At 66.6% G+C, this 21,883-nt stretch carries 21 protein-coding genes; 10 read left to right on the forward strand and 11 right to left on the reverse strand.

The features are described from left to right. The first annotated feature begins 63 nt into the window (after nucleotides 1-63). Complete coding sequence (locus AC5P60_RS07795; RefSeq protein ID WP_005410300.1) at nucleotides 64-843, forward strand: ferredoxin--NADP reductase; 780 nt, start codon at nucleotides 64-66, stop codon at nucleotides 841-843. 78 nt (nucleotides 844-921) lie between these two features. On the opposite strand, the gene AC5P60_RS07800 is transcribed toward AC5P60_RS07795, so the two are convergent. After that, complete coding sequence (locus AC5P60_RS07800; protein ID WP_483693336.1) at nucleotides 922-1,401, reverse strand: glutathione peroxidase; 480 nt, start codon at nucleotides 1,399-1,401, stop codon at nucleotides 922-924. Nucleotides 1,402-1,531: 130 nt separating this feature from the next. On the opposite strand from AC5P60_RS07800, the gene AC5P60_RS07805 reads away from it, so the two are divergent. After that, nucleotides 1,532-3,700, forward strand: coding sequence for a M3 family metallopeptidase (locus AC5P60_RS07805; protein ID WP_033832920.1), 2,169 nt, complete (start codon nucleotides 1,532-1,534; stop codon nucleotides 3,698-3,700). Nucleotides 3,701-3,826: 126 nt separating this feature from the next. Here AC5P60_RS07805 and cfa read toward each other — a convergent pair whose 3' ends face one another. From cfa to AC5P60_RS07820, 3 genes are read right to left on the reverse strand one after another with little or no spacing between them, the layout of a single operon-like run. After that, complete coding sequence (gene cfa / locus AC5P60_RS07810; RefSeq protein WP_005413964.1) at nucleotides 3,827-4,942, reverse strand: cyclopropane fatty acyl phospholipid synthase; 1,116 nt, start codon at nucleotides 4,940-4,942, stop codon at nucleotides 3,827-3,829. Nucleotides 4,943-4,961: 19 nt separating this feature from the next. Further along, a complete protein-coding gene (locus tag AC5P60_RS07815) occupies nucleotides 4,962-5,843 on the reverse strand; it encodes a DUF3298 and DUF4163 domain-containing protein (protein WP_005410304.1) in 882 nt (293 codons plus the stop codon). 37 nt (nucleotides 5,844-5,880) lie between these two features. Further along, nucleotides 5,881-6,183 (reverse strand): GNAT family N-acetyltransferase, encoded by a 303-nt coding sequence (locus tag AC5P60_RS07820; RefSeq protein ID WP_005410305.1) that lies wholly within the window; start codon nucleotides 6,181-6,183, stop codon nucleotides 5,881-5,883. Nucleotides 6,184-6,392: 209 nt separating this feature from the next. Here AC5P60_RS07820 and AC5P60_RS07825 point away from each other — a divergent pair, with 209 nt between their 5' ends. Further along, complete coding sequence (locus AC5P60_RS07825) at nucleotides 6,393-6,554, forward strand: hypothetical protein (RefSeq protein WP_005413966.1); 162 nt, start codon at nucleotides 6,393-6,395, stop codon at nucleotides 6,552-6,554. A gap of 56 nt (nucleotides 6,555-6,610) precedes the next feature. Here AC5P60_RS07825 and AC5P60_RS07830 read toward each other — a convergent pair whose 3' ends face one another. Both AC5P60_RS07830 and AC5P60_RS07835 read right to left on the reverse strand, forming a co-directional pair. Further along, the gene (locus tag AC5P60_RS07830; RefSeq protein ID WP_005410307.1) at nucleotides 6,611-7,237 is read right to left on the reverse strand and encodes a rhomboid family intramembrane serine protease; all 627 of its coding nucleotides are present in this window, start codon (nucleotides 7,235-7,237) and stop codon (nucleotides 6,611-6,613) included. A gap of 7 nt (nucleotides 7,238-7,244) precedes the next feature. Then, complete coding sequence (locus tag AC5P60_RS07835) at nucleotides 7,245-8,810, reverse strand: POT-type proton-dependent oligopeptide transporter (RefSeq protein WP_033832923.1); 1,566 nt, start codon at nucleotides 8,808-8,810, stop codon at nucleotides 7,245-7,247. Nucleotides 8,811-8,973: 163 nt separating this feature from the next. On the opposite strand from AC5P60_RS07835, the gene AC5P60_RS07840 reads away from it, so the two are divergent. After that, complete coding sequence (locus AC5P60_RS07840; RefSeq protein WP_288469241.1) at nucleotides 8,974-9,822, forward strand: endonuclease/exonuclease/phosphatase family protein; 849 nt, start codon at nucleotides 8,974-8,976, stop codon at nucleotides 9,820-9,822. A gap of 118 nt (nucleotides 9,823-9,940) precedes the next feature. Here the strand turns inward: AC5P60_RS07840 and AC5P60_RS07845 are convergent, their stop codons facing one another. Further along, nucleotides 9,941-10,552, reverse strand: coding sequence for a superoxide dismutase (locus tag AC5P60_RS07845; RefSeq protein ID WP_005410310.1), 612 nt, complete (start codon nucleotides 10,550-10,552; stop codon nucleotides 9,941-9,943). A 221-nt stretch (nucleotides 10,553-10,773) separates the two neighbouring features. Here AC5P60_RS07845 and AC5P60_RS07850 point away from each other — a divergent pair, with 221 nt between their 5' ends. Continuing rightward, on the forward strand, nucleotides 10,774-11,226 hold the full coding sequence (locus tag AC5P60_RS07850; RefSeq protein ID WP_483693335.1) for a guanyl-specific ribonuclease: 453 nt from the start codon (nucleotides 10,774-10,776) through the stop codon (nucleotides 11,224-11,226). Beyond that, nucleotides 11,226-11,639 carry a barstar family protein gene (locus AC5P60_RS07855; RefSeq protein ID WP_049402271.1) on the forward strand — a complete coding sequence of 138 codons (414 nt, stop codon included), beginning with the start codon at nucleotides 11,226-11,228 and terminating at the stop codon, nucleotides 11,637-11,639. Before AC5P60_RS07850 ends, AC5P60_RS07855 begins: the two co-directional genes overlap by 1 nt. Nucleotides 11,640-11,779: 140 nt before the next feature. Here the strand turns inward: AC5P60_RS07855 and AC5P60_RS07860 are convergent, their stop codons facing one another. Both AC5P60_RS07860 and AC5P60_RS07865 read right to left on the reverse strand, forming a co-directional pair. Further along, entirely contained in the window at nucleotides 11,780-13,546 is a 1,767-nt protein-coding gene (locus AC5P60_RS07860; RefSeq protein ID WP_483693334.1) for a hypothetical protein, read from the reverse strand. 10 nt (nucleotides 13,547-13,556) lie between these two features. Next, nucleotides 13,557-14,156 (reverse strand): NfuA family Fe-S biogenesis protein, encoded by a 600-nt coding sequence (locus AC5P60_RS07865; RefSeq protein ID WP_005410314.1) that lies wholly within the window; start codon nucleotides 14,154-14,156, stop codon nucleotides 13,557-13,559. A 90-nt stretch (nucleotides 14,157-14,246) separates the two neighbouring features. Between AC5P60_RS07865 and AC5P60_RS07870 the strand changes: the two genes are divergently transcribed. The 3 genes from AC5P60_RS07870 to zupT all read left to right on the forward strand — a co-directional run bounded on the left by AC5P60_RS07870 (nucleotide 14,247) and on the right by zupT (nucleotide 15,919). Then, on the forward strand, nucleotides 14,247-14,597 hold the full coding sequence (locus tag AC5P60_RS07870) for a 4a-hydroxytetrahydrobiopterin dehydratase (protein ID WP_005410315.1): 351 nt from the start codon (nucleotides 14,247-14,249) through the stop codon (nucleotides 14,595-14,597). After that, nucleotides 14,594-15,010, forward strand: a complete 417-nt coding sequence (locus tag AC5P60_RS07875) for an energy transducer TonB (RefSeq protein WP_005410316.1) — start codon at nucleotides 14,594-14,596, stop codon at nucleotides 15,008-15,010. The genes AC5P60_RS07870 and AC5P60_RS07875 overlap by 4 nt, the downstream gene beginning before the upstream one ends. Nucleotides 15,011-15,109: 99 nt before the next feature. Then, nucleotides 15,110-15,919, forward strand: coding sequence for a zinc transporter ZupT (gene zupT, locus AC5P60_RS07880; RefSeq protein WP_012480802.1), 810 nt, complete (start codon nucleotides 15,110-15,112; stop codon nucleotides 15,917-15,919). Nucleotides 15,920-16,006: 87 nt separating this feature from the next. Here zupT and AC5P60_RS07885 read toward each other — a convergent pair whose 3' ends face one another. Beyond that, the gene (locus tag AC5P60_RS07885) at nucleotides 16,007-16,981 is read right to left on the reverse strand and encodes an RluA family pseudouridine synthase (protein ID WP_012480803.1); all 975 of its coding nucleotides are present in this window, start codon (nucleotides 16,979-16,981) and stop codon (nucleotides 16,007-16,009) included. A gap of 407 nt (nucleotides 16,982-17,388) precedes the next feature. On the opposite strand from AC5P60_RS07885, the gene rne reads away from it, so the two are divergent. Continuing rightward, nucleotides 17,389-20,676 (forward strand): ribonuclease E, encoded by a 3,288-nt coding sequence (gene rne, locus AC5P60_RS07890; protein WP_483693332.1) that lies wholly within the window; start codon nucleotides 17,389-17,391, stop codon nucleotides 20,674-20,676. A gap of 322 nt (nucleotides 20,677-20,998) precedes the next feature. Here the strand turns inward: rne and AC5P60_RS07895 are convergent, their stop codons facing one another. Beyond that, nucleotides 20,999-21,883: an endonuclease/exonuclease/phosphatase family protein gene (locus AC5P60_RS07895; RefSeq protein ID WP_483693331.1), complete on the reverse strand. Its 885-nt coding sequence runs from the start codon at nucleotides 21,881-21,883 to the stop codon at nucleotides 20,999-21,001.

Raw genomic sequence — 21,883 nt, forward strand, 5'->3', positions numbered from 1 at the left:
CCCAATGAGAACCCATCTCATTTGAGATAGAATCAACCCCGACGACTTCCGATAGATACGCCCATGTCCTCCGCTTTCGGCGCCGAAACGGTGCTTGAGGTCCGTCACTGGACCGATGCCTACTTCAGTTTCACCACTACCCGCGACAGCGGCTTCCGCTTCGAGAACGGCCAGTTCGTGATGATCGGCCTGGAAACCGAGGCACGGCCGCTGCTGCGCGCCTATTCCATCGCCAGCGCCAACTGGGAAGAGCACCTGGAGTTCTTCAGCATCAAGGTGCAGGACGGCCCGCTGACCTCGCGCCTGCAGCACATCAAGCCGGGCGACAAGGTGCTGGTCGGCAAGAAGCCCACCGGCACCCTGCTGATCAGCGACCTGCACCCGGGCAGGAACCTGTACCTGCTGGGCACGGGCACCGGCATGGCGCCGTGGCTGTCGGTCATCAAGGACCCGGAAACTTACGAGCGTTTCGAGAAGGTGATCCTCTGCCACGGCGTGCGCTACGAGAAGGATCTGGCCTACCGCGATTACTTCGAGAAGGAACTGCGTGAGCACGAGTTCCTGGGCGAGATGATCGGCGACAAGCTGCTGTACTACCCGGCCGTCACCCGCGAGCCGTTCGCCAACCAGGGCCGCCTGACCCAGCTGATGGAAAGCGGCCAGATGCAGCGCACCCTCGGCCTGCCGGAGCTGAGCCCGGAAAACGACCGCGCGATGATCTGCGGCAGCCCGCAGATGCTGGCTGATCTGCGCAGCGTGCTCGATGCCCGCGGCTTCCAGGTCTCGCCGCGCATCGGCCAGCCGGGTCACTACGTGTTCGAGCGCGCGTTCGTCGAGAAATGATCTGCAACGGCAGTGCCGGCCGCTGGCCGGCTCTCCGTGCGCTCCGGGATTGCCGGCCAGCGGCCGGCACTACCCCCTTCACAGCAGCGCTTCGATCGCGCTGCGCAGCTGTTCCGGCCTGGTGGTTGGCGCAAAGCGCGCAGCCACCCGCCCCTGGCGATCGACCAGGAACTTGCTGAAATTCCACTTGATGCGGGCGCTACCCAGCAGGCCGCGCTTCTCGTGTGAAAGCCATGCCCACAACGGATCAGCCCCCTCGCCGTTGACCTCGATCTTCTCCGAAAGCGGGAAGCTGACCGGATAATCCAGCGAACAGAACTGGCGGATCTGCGCGGCGTCCCCCGGCTCCTGCGCGCCGAACTGGTTGCATGGGAAGCCGATCACCACCAGGCCACGCTCGCGATATTCCTTCCACAGCTGTTCCAGCCCGGTGTACTGCGGTGTGAAGCAACAGCGGCTGGCGACATTGACCAGCAACAGCGGGTGACCCCGGTACCCGGCGAGGGCCTGTGGCTGGCCGTCGAGGTCGCGGAAGCTGAAATCGTAGGCAGTGGTCATGGCGGTGAACCGTGGGCGGTGAATGCATGGTACCCGCGCCCGGCCGCGGCAACATGCCTTTTGACACAAGTGCGGGCGCCGCCGGCCGGGTTACCCTCGGGCCCTTGTTTGCCTTACCGGAGTTCCTGCCTTGACCACCCGCCTTGCCCTTGCCGTGGCCATGTCCCTCGGCCTTGCCCTGCCCGCCTTCTCGGCCGGCGCCGCCACCCCGGCCGCCAGCAGCACCGCCCAGCAGGCCAATCCGTTCTTCGCCGAAAGCCCGCTGCCGCTGCACTTCCCGCAGTTCGACAAGATCAAGGACAGCGACTTCGCCCCGGCCTTCGACGCCGGCATGGCGCAGCAGCTGAAGGAAGTGGAGGCCATCGCCAACAACAAGGCCAAGCCGACCTTCGACAACACCATCATCGCCCTGGAAAAGAGCGGTGATGTCCTCGACCGCGCGACCACCGTGTTCTTCAGCCTGGTCGGTGCCGACACCAACGACACCCGCAAGAAGCTGCAGGCCGACTACTCGGCGAAGTTCGCCGCGCACAGCGATGCGATCGCGCTGAACGGCAAGCTGTTCGCCCGCATCCAGGCGCTGTATGACACCCGCAGCCAGCTGGGCCTGGACGCCGAAGGCGTGCGCCTGGTCGAGAAGTACTACGACAACTACGTGCGCGCAGGCGCCAAGCTGTCCGACGCCGACAAGGCCAAGCTGAAGGAGATGAACGCCGAGCTGGCCAACCTGGGGACCAAGTTCAGCCAGAACGTGCAGTCGGAGGTGAACGCTTCGGCGATCACCGTCGACGACGTCAAGGAACTGGACGGCCTGTCCAAGGAGCAGATCGCCGCCGCCGCCGAAGCCGCCAAGGCCCGCGGCCAGGACGGCAAGTACGTGATCACCCTGCTCAACACCACCGGCCAGCCGCCGCTGACCAACCTGGCCAACCGCGCCCTGCGCCAGAAGATCTACGAAGCATCGGTGAGCCGCGGCAGCCGCGGCGGTGAGTTCGACAACACCGCGCTGGTCTCGCGCATCATGCAGCTGCGCGCCGACAAGGCCAAGCTGATGGGCTTCCCGAACTTCGCCGCCTACAACCTGACCAACCAGACCGCCAAGACCCCCGAAGCGGTCAACGCGATGCTGGGCAAGCTGGCCCCGGCCGCGGTGGCCAACGCCAAGCGTGAAGCCGCCGACCTGCAGGCGATGATCGACCAGGAACAGAAGGCCGCTGGCAAGCCGACGTTCAAGCTGGAACCGTGGGACTGGGCCTTCTACAGCGAGAAGGTGCGTCAGGCCAAGTACAACTTCGACGAGTCGCAGCTGAAGCCGTACTTCGAAATGAAGAACGTGCTGGAGAACGGCGTGTTCTACGCCGCGGGCCAGGAATTCGGCCTGACCTTCAAGCAGCGCACCGACCTGCCGGTCTACCACGATGACGTCACCGTCTACGACGTGTTCGACGCCGACGGCAGCCAGCTGGCGATCTTCATCTTCGACCCGTATGCACGCGCCTCCAAGCGCGGTGGCGCGTGGATGAACTCCTACGTCTCGCAGTCCAAGCTGACCGGCTTCAAGCCGGTGGTCGCCAATCACCTGAACATTCCGAAGCCGCCGGCCGGCCAGCCGACCCTGCTGACCTGGGACGAGGTGAACACCACGTTCCACGAGTTCGGCCACGCCCTGCACGGCATGTTCTCCAACGTGAAGTACCCGTACTTCTCGGGCACCTCGGTGCCGCGTGACTTCGTCGAGTTCCCCTCGCAGGTCAACGAGATGTGGGCCGACAACCCGGTCATCCTGAAGAACTACGCCAAGCACTACCAGAATGGTTCGGCGATGCCGCAGGCACTGCTGGACAAGGTGCTGGCGGCAGCCAAGTTCAACCAGGGCTTCGCTACCACCGAGTACCTGGGTGCGGCCATGCTGGACCAGCGCTGGCACCAGATCGGCGCCGACCAGGTGCCGGCCGCCAAGGACGTGATGGCCTTCGAGCGCGCCGCGCTGGAGAAGGACGGCATCTACTACGCGCCGGTGCCGCCGCGCTACAAGACCCCGTACTTCAGCCACATCATGGGCGGCTATTCGGCCGGTTACTACGCCTATATCTGGTCGGAAGTGCTCGACGCCAACACCCAGAAGTGGTTCAAGGACAACGGCGGCCTGAGCCGCAAGAACGGCGACCACTTCCGCGCCACCCTGCTGTCCAAGGGCGGCAGCGTCGACGCGATGCAGCTGTTCCGCGATTTCGCCGGCCACGAGCCGCAGATCGAACCGCTGCTGGAAAAGCGTGGCCTGACCGGCGCCGGCAACTGATCGCCCGCGCAGTAGCCTGAAACGAAAAACCGCCCGGGAAACCGGGCGGTTTTTCGTTGTGGTTGGGGTCAGAGCCCTTTTCTGAGAAAAGGGATCTGACCCCGGGGTTTCCGCCCCGCGCTGGCTTCAGCGCGGCGCCACGTACCCGCCCGGCACGCCTTCCGGCGACAGCACCAGCTGCCACAGCTGCGCGTGCCGGCAGCGGAAGGTGGCCATCGATCCGGCCAGGTAGAACCGCCACATGCGGCGGAAATGCTCGTCGTAGCGCGCGTCCAGCTGCGGCCACGCCGCTTCCACGTTGCGTCGCCAAGCCTGCAGGGTGAGGTCGTAGTCGGTGCCGAAGTTGTGCCAGTCCTCCAGCACGAAGCGCCCTTCGAACGCCTTGCTGATCTGCACCGCCGACGGCAGCATTGAATTGGGGAAGATGTAGCGCGCGATCCACGGATCGGTGCGATGCCGCGAGATGTTGGTGCCGATGGTGTGCAGCAGCAGCAACCCGCGCGAAGACAGGCAGCGCCTGGCCACCTCGAAGAAACTGGCGTAGTTCTTGTCGCCGACATGCTCGAACATGCCGATCGAGAAGATCGCATCGAACGGCTCATCCAATTCGCGATAGTCCTGCAAGCGGATCTCGATCGGCAGGCCGGCGCACAGTTCGCGTGCGAACCCGGCCTGTTCCTGCGAAATGGTCACGCCGACGCCGCTGACGCCGTAGCGCTCTGCTGCGAACTTCAGGGCTTCACCCCAGCCACATCCGATGTCCAGCACACGCTGCCCGGGGCGCAGCCCCAGCTTGCGGCAGACCAGGTCCAGCTTGGCCTCCTGCGCGGCATCGAGATCACCGGCATTGCGCCAGTAGCCGCAGCTGTACACCAGGCGTTGGCCGAGCATGGCCTGGTAGAGGTCGTTGCCAAGATCGTAGTGGCGGCGGCCCACTTCGTAGCTGCCCTGCCCGACCTGCAGGTTGAACAGGCGCGCCTTCAGCGCATCGGCCACTTCGCGCCAACCGTGCACCCGTTCATCCAGGTGTGCCTGCATCAGGTGGACAAGGAATTCATCGAGGACGTTGGCATCCCACCAACCGTCCATGTAGCTCTCGCCGAGGCCGAGCGAGCCGTGCGCCATGACCCGCGCGAAAAAGCGCGGGTCATGCACCTGGATGTCCTGTGGCTGGGTGCCGCCGATGCGGACCCCGGCTTCCTGCAGCAGGCCGGCGACCCGCTCCTGCAACCCTGTATCCACGCCACCTCCTCGACTGCGGTCAACCGCGTGCGAACAGCTCCACGTAGTCCTTGGCCACGTGCGGCAACAGCACCGCCGCCGGTACGTCGGCGGTCTGGGTGCCGTCCGAGTATGGACCCACCTGGTACGGCGGGAAAACAAAGCGCAGCGCGGTGATCTGCCCCTTGTCGTTGGTCAGCGGCTGGAACTGGCTGAAATTGTCGGCCTGGGGGCCGGTACCGTCGGCAATCATGCGCGATGCGTTACGCAGCGATTCCTGCAGCTGGGCCGGGTCCATGTCCTCGCCACTGAGGCGGGTGGCCACGCGTTCGCGCAGCTGGTCGGCGACGAAATCACTGATCGCCTTCCAGCCCTTGGCATCGGCCACCAGCTTGTCGGCACTGAGCATCTGTTGCTGCGCCGGCAGCCACACGAAACGCGCCACCAGCGGCTCGCCGTGGGCGCCACCGGTATAGCGGCTGCCATCGGCACTGACCACCACCAGCTGCGGCGTTTCCAGCAGCTTTTCGAAGCTCAACGACAGTTCGTAGGGCATGGTCGGCTTGTCATTGCCGAGCCCGTCCAGTGCCTGCTGCAGGTCGCTGCGTGCGCTGGTTGCGTAGTTCTGCAGCGCGCGCGCCAGGCCCGGGTAGCGATCGATGCCGGCCGGGTAGCTGATGCCCACCACTTCGCGCTCGTTGTTCTCGATCACGTCGCGCAGGTCCAGCGGCGCTTCCGTGGCCGGCGTTTCACCTGCGGCAGTGGCCTCGGCGGCGGGAGCCGCGTCGGTCGCCGGTGCCGGCTCGCTTTCACGCTGGCAACCGGCCAGCAACAGCACGCCCACCACGCCGGCCAGCACGCTGCCGTGCAATGGCCGGTTGTTTCCAATCTTCATCGGGATCCCCTGTTCATGTTTGTACATCATCGCCTGCCATGGCTGAAGCGTGGCCCGCTGGCATTCAGCCAGCGAGCAGGTCGTGGTACTCCTCGTGCCGCTGCAGGAAGGCCTCGGCGTAGGAACATGCCGGCACCACCTTGTACTTCTGCTCGCGGGCAAAGCGCAGTGCCACGCGGGTCAGCTCACCTGCGATGCCACGGCCGGCAATCGGCTCGGGTACCTCGGTGTGGGTGATGACCATGCGCCTGCGTTTGATCTGGTAATCGAGCACCGCCAGCTGTCCGCGCACACGGGCGGTGAAGCGATGGTTGGCCAGGTCGTGTTCGACCTCATAGGCCAGACCGGGGGGCGTGACCGAAGCCATGGAACTGTCTCCTGCGGCGACTGCGTGGATGGTGCGCAGCCGGGCGCCATGATCGCGTGAAGCCTGAACAGGGGCAAGTCCAATCCATTCACGTCAGTTTTCGACCCTCAAGCTGGAGCGAGGACGGCCGCTATCACCTGTGGAGGGGTACGGCCATGCTGGCACGGCCCTTGCGACCGTTGATCATGCGCACCACCGCGGAGGCTCCGATGCACCCCAGCGATTCCCATTCCGACACCGACCGCGCCCTGCTGGAGGGCCTGCTGCAGCTGGCGGTGGAAGGGCAGACCGAAGATCAGGATTTCCAGCGCATCGGCGAAGAGGTATTCGCCCGCCTGCTGGACACCTACGGCCAGCAGACCCGCGCCTGACCAGGAGCGGGTCCCTGCCCCCGGGGGCGGATCCAGTGGATCCGACCCCAGCCCCCTCAACCGCCGCCGAGGCGGAAGGTCGGGTTGGAAAGCTCGCGCAGGAAGTGGGTGAAGATGCTCGGCTGCATGGCCAGCATGAAGATCACACCGAACGCCGCGCCCGCCAGGTGGGCGCTGTGGTTGATGCGATCACCACCGCGCTTGTCCATCCAGATGCTGTAGCCCACGTAGAACGCGGCATAGACAATGGCCGGTGCCGGGATGAAGAACACCAGGATGATCGACCACGGCTTGATCAGGATGAAGGCGAACAACACCGCCGACACCGCACCGGACGCGCCCAGGCTGAGGTAGTTCGGGTTCTTCTGGTTCTTCAGGTAGCTGGGCAGGATCGAGACCAGCAGCGCACCGATGTAGAACGCCGGATAGGTCAGGTAGCTGCCGGTCAGCTGCACCATCACGCTCTCGATGAATCCCCCGAAGAAGAACAGGGTGATCATGTTGAAGATCAGGTGCGACCAGTCGGCGTGGATGAAGCCATAGGTCACCAGCCGGTCGTACTGGCGGTGACGGTCGATGGCCGGCGGCCACAGGATCAGGCGGTCGGCCAGCTTGCGGTTGTTGAACGCCATCCACGACAGGAGGGCGGTGATGGCGATCAACAGCAGATTGACGGGGGTCATGTCAGGCTCAGGCGCTACGGTAGTTGTCGACCATACGATAGCGTTTCGCGTACCAACCGAAGGCCAACGCCGCAACGAAGGCGAAACCGGCGAAGAAGAACATCAGGAATGCCGCCTCGCTCAGGCCCGTACTGGCGATCTTGTGGGTCACCGCATCGTTGCGCACAGCAGCGTTGGACAGCAGCACCCACAGGTTGCCGATGGTGGTGGTCAGGTTCCAGAAGCTCATCACCACGCCCTTCATCGCCTGCGGCGCCTGGCTGTAGGCGAACTCCAGGCCGGTGGCCGAGACCAGCACCTCACCGAAGGTCAGCAGCGCATACGGCAGCATCTGCCAGAAGATCGACATGGCATTGCCACCGTCCATCACCACCTGGATGCCGCCGACCACGATCCAGGCCAGGCCACTGAAGGCGATGCCGGCGGTCATGCGGCGCAGCGCGGTCGGCTCGAAGCCGAAGCGGCGCAGGGCCGGGTACAGCACCAGGTTGTTGAACGGAATCAGGATCATCACCAGCAGCGGGTTCAGCGCCTGCATCTGCGAGGCGGTGAACCAGCTCGGCATCTGCATCTGCTGGCCCTGCAGGACCCAGGTCGAGGCCTTCTGGTCAAACAGCGAGAAGAACGGCGTGGTCAGCGCGAAGATCACCAGCACGCGCAGCACGGAGCGTACACCTTCCACGGCTTCGGTCGGGTGCAGGCCACGGGCGCGATCGAGCTGCATCCAGGTGCCACCGCCAATACCGGCCAGGATCGACACCAGCGCCAGGCACAGGCAGATGACGATGCCCAGCGAGCCAACCAGGCCGAACGAGGCCACTGCCAGGACCAGGCCGAGTACGGCGATCACCAGGCCCGGACGGCCCTGGCCGGCCACGCGCGTGGTCAGCGCGGTACGCACCACGTTGGCGAACGAATGCGGGTCCTTCGGCGGGAGCGGCACCAGCACGTAGCGCTTGCGGCCCAGCCAGAACACGAAGGTGGCGATGAACATCAGGATGCCCGGGATGCCGAACGCCCACTGCGGGCCCCAGTTCTTCAGCACCAGCGGGATCAGCAGCGAGGCGAACAGCGAGCCGAAGTTGATGATCCAGTAGAAGGCGTCGAAAACGATCTTGGCCAGGTGCTTGTTGCTCTGGTCGAACTGGTCGCCCATGAACGAGGCCACCAGCGGCTTGATGCCACCGGCACCCAGCGCGATCAGGCCCAGGCCGAGGAAGAAGCCCTCGCGGCTGTTCTCGAACAGCGCCAGGCACAGATGGCCGGCACAGTAGACCAGGCTGAACCAGAGAATGGTGTGGTACTTGCCGAAGAACCTGTCGGCCAGCCAGCCTCCGAGCAGCGGGAAGAAATACACGCCGATCATGAAGCTGTGCATGATGTCCTTGGCTTCACCGGCACGGCCTTCCGCAGTGATTTCCTGCAGCAGCAGCGAGGTGATCAGGAACTGCACCAGGATGTTGCGCATCCCGTAGAAACTGAACCGCTCGCAGGCCTCATTGCCGATGATGTACGGGATCTGGCGCGGCATCTTTCCCTGGCCGGCGATGGGGGCAACTGCGTCGTGGCTCATCCTGTAAGGCAATCCTGCAAAGCGAAAGGCGCAAGGTTACCGGAAGCGGGGCTTGCGAAGCACGCTGCAGGGCTGCATGACAACGGTGCCAATCCATGGCAGGCAACGTTACTACATGCCGGAAGTCACGGCACCTGCACGACAAAAGCGTAAACTTATCGTTATGCACCCCCTCGCCCACGCCCGTCTCCTGCTCAGCTGTCTCGTGCTGCTGCTGGCGTTGCAGGCACAGGCGCGGCCGCAGGCACCGGCCGCCGCCAGCGGTGAGGCCGAGCCCCGGCAGCTGACCGTGGCCGCGCTGGAACTGCCAAGCCGCGATGATGCGCAGTGGAAGCAGCGCCGCGAACAGGTGGCGCACCTGCTCACCGAGCTGCAGCCGGACGTGATCTCCGTACAGCAGGTGCTGCAGCAGCAGGGCCGCAATCCGGCCTGCTGGCTGGCCAGCCGGCTGCGCTACAGCTGCGACTTCGTTACCGCCGATCCGCCCAGCCAGCCGTTGCGGCACGGCAACGCGATGCTGACCCGGCTGCCGGTCAGCGAGGATGGCGTAACCCTGCTGCACCCACCCGGAACCTTCAGCGCCGCCGGCATGATGCGGCTGAAGCTGGGCCAGGCGCTGGTCAACATCTATGTGGCACGGCTGCGCCCGGACCCGGACGAGGCCACTGCCCGCCAGCACCAGACCAGCGACCTGATGACCTGGATAGGCGCCACCGCCGAGGGCATGCCCAGCCTGATCGCCGGTGATTTCTCGGCAACCACCGTCGAGCTCGTGCGCAGCACCCCGGGGTTCCAGCCGGCCCGGCGCAATCCGGGCGGCCGCCCCGAGCCGCCGGCGGCCAGCGGCGGTGGCGCCAGTGGTCATGGCCTGGACGTGCTGTTCCAGGTCAAGCACTTCGGCGGCATCCGCCAGCAGCCGATCCTGCTGCCGGCCGACGGTGACCTGCCGGGCCTGCGTCTGGGCGTAATGGCCACCCTGCGCCTGCAGGGCGATACGGCCACGGCCGAATAGGTAGTGCCGGCCACTGGCCGGCATTCCAGGGCTGCCGGCCAGCGGCCGGCACTACCAATGCGGAAAACAAAAAGGCCGGGGTCTCCCCCGGCCTTTTCATTTCATCTAGCCAACGAGATCAGGCAATCGCTTCCTGGTAACGGCGCTCGACTTCGTTCCAGTCGATGACGTTGAAGAACGCGCCGATGTATTCCGGGCGGCGGTTCTGGTACTTCAGGTAGTACGCGTGTTCCCACACGTCCAGGCCGAGGATGGGGGTGTTGCCTTCCATCAGCGGGCTGTCCTGGTTCCCGGTGCTCTCGACCACCACCTTCTTGTCCGGAGTCACGCTCAGCCAGGCCCAGCCGCTGCCGAAACGGGTCAGCGCTGCCTTGGTGAAGGCGTCCTTGAACTTGTCGAAGCCGCCCAGGTCCTTGTCGATGGCCTTGGCCACGTCGCCCACCGGGTTACCGCCCGCGTTCGGTGCCATCACGGTCCAGAACAGCGAGTGGTTGGCATGGCCGCCACCGTTGTTGCGCACCGGACCCTGCAGGTTCTCCGGCAGCGACTTGAGCTTCTTCACCAGTTCTTCGACCGGCAGGTCAGCGTACTCGGTGCCTTCCAGCGCCGCGTTGACGTTGTTGATGTAGGTCTGGTGATGCTTGGTGTGATGGATTTCCATCGTCGCCGCATCGATATGCGGTTCCAGCGCGTCGTAGGCGTAGGACAGCTTGGGCAGGGTATAGGCCATGATGCATCTCCTGATTGCGAGGGCACCCGACGGTGTCGGGCGTTGCGCGGTGAATGATGGGGACAGACCGCCAGATTACCAAGGGGGATGTAAAGGAAATTGCGTCCTGCCGGTGAGCACGACGGCAATTGTTACGCAGCGGTGACGCAGCGCCGTCCTCATGCACCGTGCAGCGCGCAGGCGCTACAGTGCGAGCACCACCCTCGCCCGTTTCCTTGCCCATGCGCAACCCCCGGCTGCTGATCACCGCCATCGCCCTGCTGCTGCTCGGCCTGGTCGTCAACCATTTCATGCAGCGCCCGCCGGCGCCGCAGTTCGCGCCGGACCTGCAGGGGGCGCCTGCCGCGCGCGCACCGGCCACGGCCACGCCCGGCAAGGGCAACGGTCTGCCCGCCTTCCTGCCCGCCGAAGCCCTGCAGACGATCGCGCTGATCCAGCGCGGCGGGCCGTTCCCGCACCGCCAGGATGGCAGCACTTTCGGCAACCGCGAACAGCAGCTGCCGCAGCGTCCGCGCGGTTACTACCGCGAATACACCGTGGACACCCCCGGCGCGCACACCCGTGGCACGCGCCGCATCGTCACCGGCGGCGATCCGCCGGAGGCGTGGTACTACACCGACGACCACTACGCATCGTTCCGCAGCTTCACCGTACCAGCCCAGGGAGCGCAGTGATGAGCCACGATGATTTCGGCCTCGGCCTGCATGACATCAACAATGCCGGCGTCTACGCCATCGACAGCGACGACATCGACGCACTGGCCGCAGCGATGCGCGATGCCGGACTGAAGGTGATCCGCATCGATCTGGAAGGCGTGGCCGACAAGCGCACCCTGCTCGCCCGGCTGGCGGCGCAGCTGGATTTCCCGGCTGGCTTCGGCGGCAACTGGGATGCACTGTCGGACAACCTGCGTGATCTGCAATGGCTGCCGGCCGACGGTTACGCGCTGTTCCTGGCCGACGTGGATACGTTGCGCGCCTCCACACAGAAGGATTTCGACACGTTGCTGGACGTGATCGACGAAGCCAGCCGCGACTGGGTCGGCCGCGACGTGCCGTTCTGGGTGTTCCTGTCGCAGAGCGCGTAGGGCAATGCCCTGGTAGAGGCCGACCTTGGTCGGCATGCGCTGGTGCCTTGGTAGAGGCCGACCTCGGTCGGCGCTTCTGTGCCAATCAACGTCGGCACCTACCCAAGCGCGCGCCGGCCAGGGCGTGGCGCGCCCCTTGCCTACCGGCTCCCGTTATCTTCCTGCAGCTCTTTCTTGAACGGAACGTCCGGCGGCGGCCGTGCCACCGCCGGCTGGTCATGCATGTTCGGATTGGTGAGGCCGCAGCCGCCACCCGCCTGCAGGATCGAGATCACGCAGGAGATCTTCGTACCGGTGCCCGGCAACGGAATCTCCATCGACTTGATGCCCTTGCGCACCCATTCGGCCAGCAGTGATTCCTGCGGCACCCAGTACTTGTCGAATGAGGTCGGCGTGTAGTCGTACGGCGGTCGCTTCAACCAGGTGCCAGACTGCGCGATGCGCTCCTTGCTCCAGCCATCGTTGGCGCCCCCGGGGGCACCACGTTCGGCGTGACCGCCACCTTCCTGCCCCGGCACGCGCACGCTGCCGTCGGCATTGAACAGGCCATTGCCCTTGCCGGCGGCACTGGCCTGGCTTGCGCCCCTGCTGGCGCCGTCGTGGTTGCGGCTCGACGCGCCCCAGTCGTCGCCCTTGGCAGGCGTAGCCCAGTTGCCCGGGTTGGAAGCCGGACGCGCGCCGGCCTGGGCCGGTGTCGTGCTGGAGGCGGATGGCCGTGGCGTGCTGCTGTTGGCCTGGGTTGCAGTGCTACTGGCCGCAGACGCCGGCGTTGCCGCTGGCGCGCTGCCACTGGACGTTGAAGGCGCCGCCGCGGGTGCCGACGCAACTTCGCGCTCGCGCACCTGCAGGTCACGGCCTGCCGGCGCACGCACGGTCGGCTCGCGCCCGGCCACAGCAGCCATCCGTACCTGCGGATCGACCACGGCCTGCACTTCGCGCTCGCGCACCTGCACATCGCGCTGCGGCACACGGACCTGTACATCGGCCGTGCGCAGCGGCTGCGATATCGCCGGTGCATCGACCGTACTGATTTCACGCTCCTGCACCGGGATGTCACGCAGCTGCGGCGTCCGCACCGCGATCTCCGGCGCACGCAGTGCGGCAGGGGCCGGCGGCGCCTGCACCGGCTGCACGCTGCGCTCGCGCACCGTCGGTACCGTGTCGCGCGGCACGATGCTGATCTCCGTGCGCGGCACGCTGACAGGCGGCACCACGAAATCCGCACTGGCCTCGGCTACTTCGGTGGCCTGCACCGGAGACGGCGGCGGTGCCGCGACCGGCGCCGGCTCGGATTCGGCGGGCGGCGGTGGCACGCTGGCCACTGCAGCCGGAGCGGGTGCGGACGCAGCTGCCGACGCGGACGCCGGACGCGGCTCAGGCGCCGTTGCGGCCCCTGCGTTCTGGCCAGCTGCAACCTGGCCCGGCGGTGCAGCGGCCGCCGCTTCCGCACCTGGCTGATCGCCACCGCCCTCCTGGGTAGCGCGACCGACGAACTCCACCTGCACGCGCTCGCCCTCGGCGCCTTGTTCTTCCGGCGCCGAGGTGCGGATCACTGCCACCCATAGCAGCAGCATGAAGAACAGCAGATGCAGCAGCGCACTGGCCAAGGCCGAGACCCAGCGCATCCAGCGCTGGTCGCGCGGCGCAGCATCCCAGTCCTGCCAGAACAGACGGCGCAACGCTTGCCAGGGTGACAACCGGGGCAACTGCCCGGGTGGCCCCGGCAGCGGACGCGGCAGCAGCACCGCGATCAACTCGCTGGCGTGCAGCGGCCGCGGCAACGGACCGAGCGAGCGCAGCCACAGCGCCCAGCCGTACGGCAGGCGCGTGGTTTTCTCCAGGACGGCCCTGGGCTGCTGGCGGGCCAGCAGCAGGTCGATGAACTGCTCGGCCCGGGTCAGAGGCACGCGTCAGCGATCAGGCGGCGTTGCCGCGAGGGATATACGGCGCGTGGCCACTGTCGTGGTCGGTCGCGTCGCGCACGGCGGTCACGCCCGGCACGCGGCCCATCAGGGTCTTTTCAATGCCCTGCTTGAGGGTCACGTCGGCCATGCCGCAGCCCTGGCAACCGCCACCGAAGCGCAGCAGCACCACGCCTTCGGCCGAAACTTCCTGCACGGCCACCTTGCCGCCATGAGAGGCCAGCTGCGGATTGATTTCGTTTTCCACCACCCAGTGCACGCGCTCGACCAGCGAGGCGGCATCGCCGGGCGCTTCGCCCTTGATGCGCGGCGCCTTGATGGTCAGCTGCTGGGTACCGGCACTGCCGGCGACGATGTCGATCTCGGCGCCATCGAGCCAACCGACGCTGCCGGCATCAACGTAGAGCGTGAAACCATCGCAGTCCACCGCCCACTCGTCGCCGAGCAGGTCGGTCGGTTCGGCGAACTCCAGCCGGGCGTCGGCGCGCGGGGTGCCGGGATCGACCGCGCTCAAGCGCACACCCATGCCGGGCACGCCCTCGCGTTCGATCAGCTTGCGGAAATGGGTCTGGGCAGTGTCGGAGATCTGGATCATCAGGCTATTCTAGCCAAGTAAGCGTCAGCCGCTCATTCGATTTATACACCGTCCGGCGCATTGTTCAGTCAACACGAGGTGGAGATTCCCATGGCCGACCTGATTCCACTGGCCCAGGCCCGTTGCGTGCCGCGCAAAGGCAGCGACCACAAGCTCGGCGAAGCCCGCCTGGCCGAACTGCTGCCGCAGATTCCCGGCTGGGAGCTGAGCGAGGGCGGACAGGCCCTGACGCGCACCTTCCGCTTCAAGGATTACTACGCCACCATGGCCTTCGTGAACGCGCTGGCCTGGATTGCCCACCGCGAGGACCACCATCCGGACCTGGGCGTGCACTACGACCGCGCTGTGGTGCGCTTTTCCACCCACGACGTGGGCGGCCTGAGCGAGAACGACTTCATCTGCGCTGCGAAGACTTCGGCCCTGACGGAGCAACTGCCATGAACGTACGCTTGCTGAGCCTGTCCCTGATTGCTGCGACCGGCCTGGCCGGCTGTGGCCCGTCGGAACCGCCGGCACCACCGCCGCCGCCGCCGACCGAAGTAGCCGCGGTGAAGACGCCGCCACCGCAGTACCCGCTTGAACTGGCCTGCATGGGCGTAGGCGGCACCAGCACCTTCAAGGTGACCATCGGCACCGACGGCAAGCCAAGCGAGGTCGCCCTGTTGACCGGCGCCGGCAACCCGCAGCTGGACGAACTGGCCAAAACGGCCGTTCAGGGCTGGCAGTTCAAGGCTGCCACCCGCAACGGCGCTGCCGTGCCGGCCACCATCCAGGTGCCGGTCAGCTTCAACCCGCCGCAGCCGAAGCCCGATCAGTGCTTCGCCATCGAAGAACGCCTGCGCCGCGGCGGCTGATCGCGCGCGCCCCGACGAGGCCAGCCGACGCCCGCCTCGCCCTCCCCCGCCCCGGGCTCATCCGGGGCGGCTGTCTGTTGACCAGGACCGCGTCGGTACATGCTGCAGATTCCCCCCGAAAATGTCTGGATCGCACTGGCGGTCACCCTCGCGGCCGGTCTGGCCACTGCCATCGGCAGCCTGCTGGTGCTGTTCTCGCGCCGCCCCAATCCGCGCCTGCTGGCGTTCGGCCTGGCCTTCGCCGGCGGCGCGATGGTCTACGTGTCGCTATCGGAAATCCTCAACAAGTCCATCGCATCGTTCGCCCTGGCCTATGGCGAGCGCACCGGCTTCACCTACGGCACCTTGGCCTTCCTGGCCGGCGTGATCGTGATCGTGCTGATCGACCACTTCATTCCCAACCCGCATGACAGCCTGGACAAGCAGGACCCTGCGTTCCGCGAAAACAGTCGCGAGTACCTGAAGCGGGTCGCGCTGCTGACCTCGGTGGCGATCACCGCGCACAATTTCCCGGAAGGCCTGGCGACCTTCTTCGCTACGCTGGAAAGTCCGTCGGTGGGCATGCCGCTGGCCTTCGCCATCGCCATCCACAATATTCCCGAGGGCATCGCGATCGCGGTGCCGGTGTACTTCGCCACCCAGAACAAGTTCTATGCGTTCAGCGCCAGCCTGCTGTCGGGTCTGGCCGAACCGGTCGGCGCGGCGCTGGGCTACTGGCTGCTGTCCGGATCACTGTCGCACGCCACCTTCGGCTGGGTGTTCGGACTGATCGCCGGCGTGATGGTGTTCCTGGCGCTGGACGAACTGCTGCCGGCAGCCAAGCGCTATGCCAAGGGCCACGAGACGGTATATGGCCTGGTGGCCGGCATGGGCACCCTGGCGATCAGCCTGGTGCTGTTCAAGTGGTGAACGGCCCAGAAGGGTGCATCCACGCATGGCGTGGATCTACCCGAACAAGGTAGCGGCCGGGCATGGCCCGGCGCTACCCGGCCATTGTCAGCGGAGGCGATCCAGCGCCTCGACCAGCTCATCGGCCAGCGGCGCGTTCAGCACATACGGGCTCTTGCCATCGTCCAGCGCGAACTCCAGCGAGGCCGCGTGCAGGAACAGACGCTTCAGCCCGATCTGCTCACGAAGCCGCTTGTTGACCGCCGGATCGCCGTATTTATCGTCGCCGGCCACCGGATGACCCAGGTGCTGGGCATGCACGCGGATCTGGTGGGTACGGCCGGTCTCGATGCGCACCTCGCAATAGGAATGGCCGCCGCGGCGCTCCAGCACCCGGAAGTGGCTGATCGATTCCTTGCCGATCGCGTTGACCTGCACATGGCGCTCGCCGCCCTGGCGCAGGCCGACATGCAGCGGCGCATCGACCGTCATCACCCCGTCGGGCATGCGCCCGGCCAGCAGGGTCAGGTAGCGCTTGCGGATGCCGGCGCCGTGGTCTTCACGCAGCAGCGCCTGCAGTTCGCTCAGCGCCGAGCGCTTCTTGGCCACGATCAGCAGGCCCGAGGTGTCGCGATCCAGCCGGTGGACCAGCTCCAGGGTCTGCCCCGGGCGCAGCGCGCGCAGGGTCTCGATGGCGCCGAAGCTGATGCCGCTGCCGCCGTGGCTGGCCACGCCGGTGGGCTTGTTCAGGGCCAGCAGGCGCGCGTCCTCGAAGACGATGGCCTGCTCCAGCCGGCGCATGAATGCCTCCGGGGGACCCACCTTGTCTCCCTCTTCAGTGAGACGAACCGGCGGCACGCGCACTTCGTCGCCCGCCTCCAGCTTGCGCTCGGCCTTGGCGCGGCCACCGTTGACCCGCACCTGGCCACTGCGCACCAGCTTGTAGACCAGGCTGCGCGGGGCCCCCTTCAGCTGGCCGAGCAGGAAGTTGTCCAGGCGCTGGCCGGCGCGGTCGGCGGGAACGGTGATCATGCGCACGGAAGGCTTGTCGCCAGCGGGCTTGGTGGGGTCTTGGGCGGTCATCAGGCTGTTTATTCTGTTACACTCGGGGGGCGAGATAAGGGATTGATTTCGTTGGAAGTTACTCAGGGCCAGAAGCCCAGCTTCCGACGAATCCGGCACAGTGCGCGACCACCGCCCGCGGGGCGGCCATGTTAGCGGCTCACCGGCCTTCCCGGCCATCGCCGGATGCCTGACACGCAACCGTGCTGAACATGTCCCGCGTGGCGCTCCAGCCTGGCTGACAGCTGCCTGCGGCCCTGCAACACCCAAAAACCATAAGAGTGAAGCGCTCCCGCGGCCTGCCGTGGTGTCGTAGCGCTGGAAACCCAAGCCGCCCTCCCCGCGCTTGCGCGAATGGGCGGCGAGCCGTGTCCAGAGGCGAAACCCCATGGCGTTCCGCGCGGTAGCCGCTTGCGAGGAACGCAACAATGAAGCGAATGCTGATCAACGCCACGCAGGCTGAAGAGCTGCGTGTTGCCATCGTGGATGGCCAGTCGTTGTATGACATCGACATCGAACAGCCGTCGAAGGAACAGAAGAAGTCCAACATCTACAAGGGCCGGATCTTCCGCATCGAGCCCTCGCTGGAAGCGGCCTTCGTCGAGTACGGCGGTGGCCGCCATGGCTTCCTGCCGCTGAAGGAAATCTCCCGCGACTACTTCCAGGCCGGTGTCGACCACAACAAGGCCGGCATCCGCGAGCTGCTGAAGGAAGGCCAGGAGATCGTCGTCCAGGTCGACAAGGAAGAGCGTGGCAACAAGGGCGCCGCCCTGACCACGTTCATTTCGCTGGCCGGCCGCTACATGGTGCTGATGCCGAACTCGCCCAGCGCCGGCGGCGTGTCGCGCCGCATCGAAGGCGAAGACCGGGCCGCGCTGAAGGACGCCCTGGACAAGCTGAACATCCCCGACGACATGGGCGTGATCATCCGTACCGCCGGCGTCGGCCGCGATGCGGAAGAGCTGCAGTGGGACCTGGACTACCTGCTCAATGTCTGGCGCGCCATTGCCGAAGCGGCACTGAGCAAGCCCGCCCCGTTCCTGATCTACCAGGAATCGCGCCTGATCGTGCGCGCCCTGCGTGACTACCTGCGCGCCGACATCGGCGAGATCCTGGTGGACACCGAGGAGATGTACGAGCACGCCCGCGAATTCATGCAGCAGGTGATGCCGCAGACCCTGCGCAAGCTCAAGCACTACAAGGACGACATTCCGCTGTTCAACCGCTTCCAGATCGAATCGCAGATCGAAGGCGCCTACGAGCGCAACGTGCGCCTGCCGTCGGGCGGCTCGATCGTGGTCGACCAGACTGAAGCGCTGACCGCGGTCGACGTGAACTCCTCGCGTGCCACCAAGGGCAGCGATATCGAGGACACCGCGTTCCAGACCAACCTGGAAGCGGCCGAGGAAGTGGCCCGCCAGCTGCGCCTGCGTGACCTGGGCGGCCTGGTGGTGATCGACTTCATCGACATGGCCTCCAACAAGCACCAGCGCGAAGTCGAGAACCGCCTCGCCAACGCGCTGAAGTACGACCGCGCGCGCGTGCAGGTCGGCCGCATCTCGCGCTTCGGCCTGCTGGAAATGAGCCGCCAGCGCCTGCGCCCGAGCCTGGGCGAGTCCAGCCAGATCGTCTGCCCGCGTTGTGACGGCCACGGCCGCATGCGCAGCGTCGAGTCGCTGTCGCTGTCGATCATCCGCGTGGCTGAAGAGCATGCGATGAAGGAGAACACCGGGCAGGTGCTGGTGCAGGCCCCGGTGGAGATCGCCAATTACCTGCTGAACGAGAAGCGCAGCGCCCTGCGCGAGATCGAACAGCGCCACGAGGCGCCGATCGTGATCGTCGCCGACGAGCAGCTGCACACCCCGCACTACACCGTGACCCGCCTGCGCGAGAACGAGCTGGGTGAAGAAAGCAGCAAGCCCAGCTACCAGCGCGGCACCCCGCGCAAGCTGCCGGTGCACGCGCTGACCAAGGGCCAGCTGAACATCCCGCCGCCGGCGGTGACCCAGGTCAAGCACACTTCCCCGGCCCCGGTGCGCGAGGAAGTGGAGCCGGCCGCGGCCGCTCCGGCCCCGGTCGCTGCAGCGCCTGTTGCGCCGGCCCCGGCGGGCGGCGTGATCGGTTGGCTCAAGCGCGTGTTCGGTGGCGAACCGGCGCCCGCGCCGGCACCGGCCGCCCCGGCTGCACGCCAGCAGCAGGACGGCGGTCGCAAGGACCGCAACAAGGATCGCAACAAGGACCGCAAGGACCGTCGCGACGACAATCGTGGCAATGGCAACGCGCAGCAGCAGAAGGATGGCGGCAACCGCAAGGACCGCGGCGAGCAGCGCAAGGACGGCCGCAACGGCAACAATGGCAATGCGCAGCAGCAGCCGCAGCAGGGCAAGCAGAAGGAGCCGCAGCACAAGGATGGCCAGCAGCCGCCGCAGCAGCAGAACAAGCCGCGCAACGAGCAGCAGGGCCAGAACCAGCAGCAGCCGAAGCTGAAGCAGCCCAAGCAGCCGCGCCCGCAGCAGCAGGACGGTGACAAGCCGGCCGAGAAGCCGCAGCGCAATGCCGCCGAAGCACCTGCCGAAGCCGTGACCGCAGCTGCAGCCGTAGCCGCTACGGCCGTCGCCGCCAATGGGGTGAACGCGCAGGAAGCCACCGCCCCGGTCGCCCCGGTCGCCCCGGTGGAAGCGGCCGCACCGGTCGACACCGCTGCCAATGCGGCCAGTGCGACCGACGTGGTTGCAGTTGCCGGTGAAGAGGCTGCAACCGACGCCAATGGCGAGCAGGCTGGCGAAGGCGCAACCCGCCGTCGCCGTGGCCGTCGTGGTGGCCGTCGTCGTCGCCGCGGTGGCGCCGAGAACGCCGCCGGCAGCGACGCCCTGGGTGATGACCAGGACGAGGGTGATGACGGTGATGACGCCGACAGCGCCGAGCCGAACATCGACAGCACTGCCGGCATTGCGCCGGTCGCGGCTGTGCAGCCCACGCGTTCGCAGCCGGAGTTCGACTTCGATGACGAAGTCGAACCCGCCGCTGTCGACGCCGAGAAGCCGGCCCGTGCTTCCGCCGCCGTTGTCGCCGCGCCGGTCGCGGTGGTGAGCAGCGCCGTGGTCGAAGCCGCCGCCCCGGTCGTGGCTGAAGTGCAGGCCCCGGTCGCAGCTGCGGCGAAGACCGAAGCCGTGTCCTCGCCGGTGCAGACCAGCATGCTCGATGCCATCGACGCAGCTACCCCGGCACAGCCGGTGGCCGTTGCCGCACCGGTCGCCGACGTCGCACCGGCGCTGGACGCTGCTGCGCCGGCCATCGAAGCAAAGCCGGTTGTGGCTGAAACGGCCGCGGTGGTTGAAGCCGCTCCGGTGATCGAAGCGAAGCCGGTCGCAGTCGAGGCCGCGCCGGTCGTGGAATCGAAGCCGCAGGTGGTTGAAGCAACCCCGGTGGTTGAAACCAAGCCGGTGGCCAGTGAGAGTGCCCCGGTGGTGGAGGCCGCCCCGGCCGTTGAAGCCACGCCGATCGTCGAGACTGCGCCGATCGTGGAACAGCCGGTCGCTCCGGTGGCGGTCGAAGCCGCACCGATCGAAGCCGCCGCCCCGAGCGCTGATGCGGTGGTGACGCCGTCGATCGATCCGGTCGCCGATGGCCATGCTGACGCTGCAGCCCAGGCTGCAGAAGCCAAGGCTGATGAAGAAGACGAAGAGGCCGCCAAGCGCACGCCGCCGGCGAACTGATCGCTCCTTGATAGCGTGAAAGCGAAACGGCGGGGATCAATGATCCCCGCCGTTTTTGTTTGCGCTTCGGGCCGAACCGTGCCAACCAAGGTTGGCACCCACCTGATGCACGCACAGCGCACTGGTAGAGGCCGACCTTGGTCGGCGCCGTGGGTCGGTCGCCAGCGGACACCTCCGTGCCAACCAAGGTTGGCACCCACCAGGGCACAACCCGCGCACGGCCACCGCTTTGGTAGAGGTCAACCTTGGTTGGCGCCGTTGATCGAGAGCACGCGGACACGCCCGTGCCAACCAAGGTTGGCACCTACCCAAGCGTGTCCCGTCAGGGTTTCGGCGCGAACTGCAGGCGGGTCCACACGCCGTAGTGGTCCGAGGCCCAGCGACCGCTGTCGTCGGGCTGGTCGAACAGGATCTTCGCCTCGCGCGCGACCATCTCGTCCTGCTGGAAGAAGATGTGGTCGATCCGCGACGGCGCCTGGTAATAGTGGCGGTTGAGCGTACTGACCCCGGACAGATCGGTGTTGACGTGCACGCTGCCGTAACTGTCGCCGTAGTGGCTGCGGAGCTCGCTCAGATCGCCGGCATCCACCAGTGCATTGAAGTCACCTGCGATCACCACCGGCGCGCCCGCCGACGTCGCGCTGATGAAGCGCAGCAGGTCCTCGACCTGGCTGCGACGGATGCGTTGTCCGCTCTCATCACTGCGCTCGTTCAGATGCGTGGCGTAGACGTTTACCGGCGTGCCATCGACGTCGATGCGCAGGTGGGCCACGGTGCGGTAGTCGTCCAGGGGCTGCAGCAGATGATCCCCCTGGGCAAGGATCGGCCGCCGGGTCAGAAGCGCATTGCCGTAGCGCTTGGGCGCGCCGACCGCATCGGTGGACACGAACACGTACCTGTAACCAAGTTGGCTGGCCAGCCATTGCGCCTGGTTTCGCACGTTGCGGCGTTGGATCACCTCCTGCAGGGCAACCGCATCCGGCTGCAGGCGCTTGAGTTCGGCCAGGATGGTGCGGCGCCGGCGTGGCCAGTCCTCGCGGTCATGATGCAGGTTGAAGGTGACCATGCTCATGCCTGGCGCGTTGGCGACATCAGCCGCTGCCCCGGCGGCTGGATCGGCCGCCATCGCGGCGCCCGGCAGTGCCAATGCAATGGCCAGCCCCAGGGCGCGCACGATCGTGCGCACTCTTGCCCCCTGCTGCTTCAT

It is taken from the genome of Stenotrophomonas sp. YJH_SMC_120, assembly GCF_059368675.1.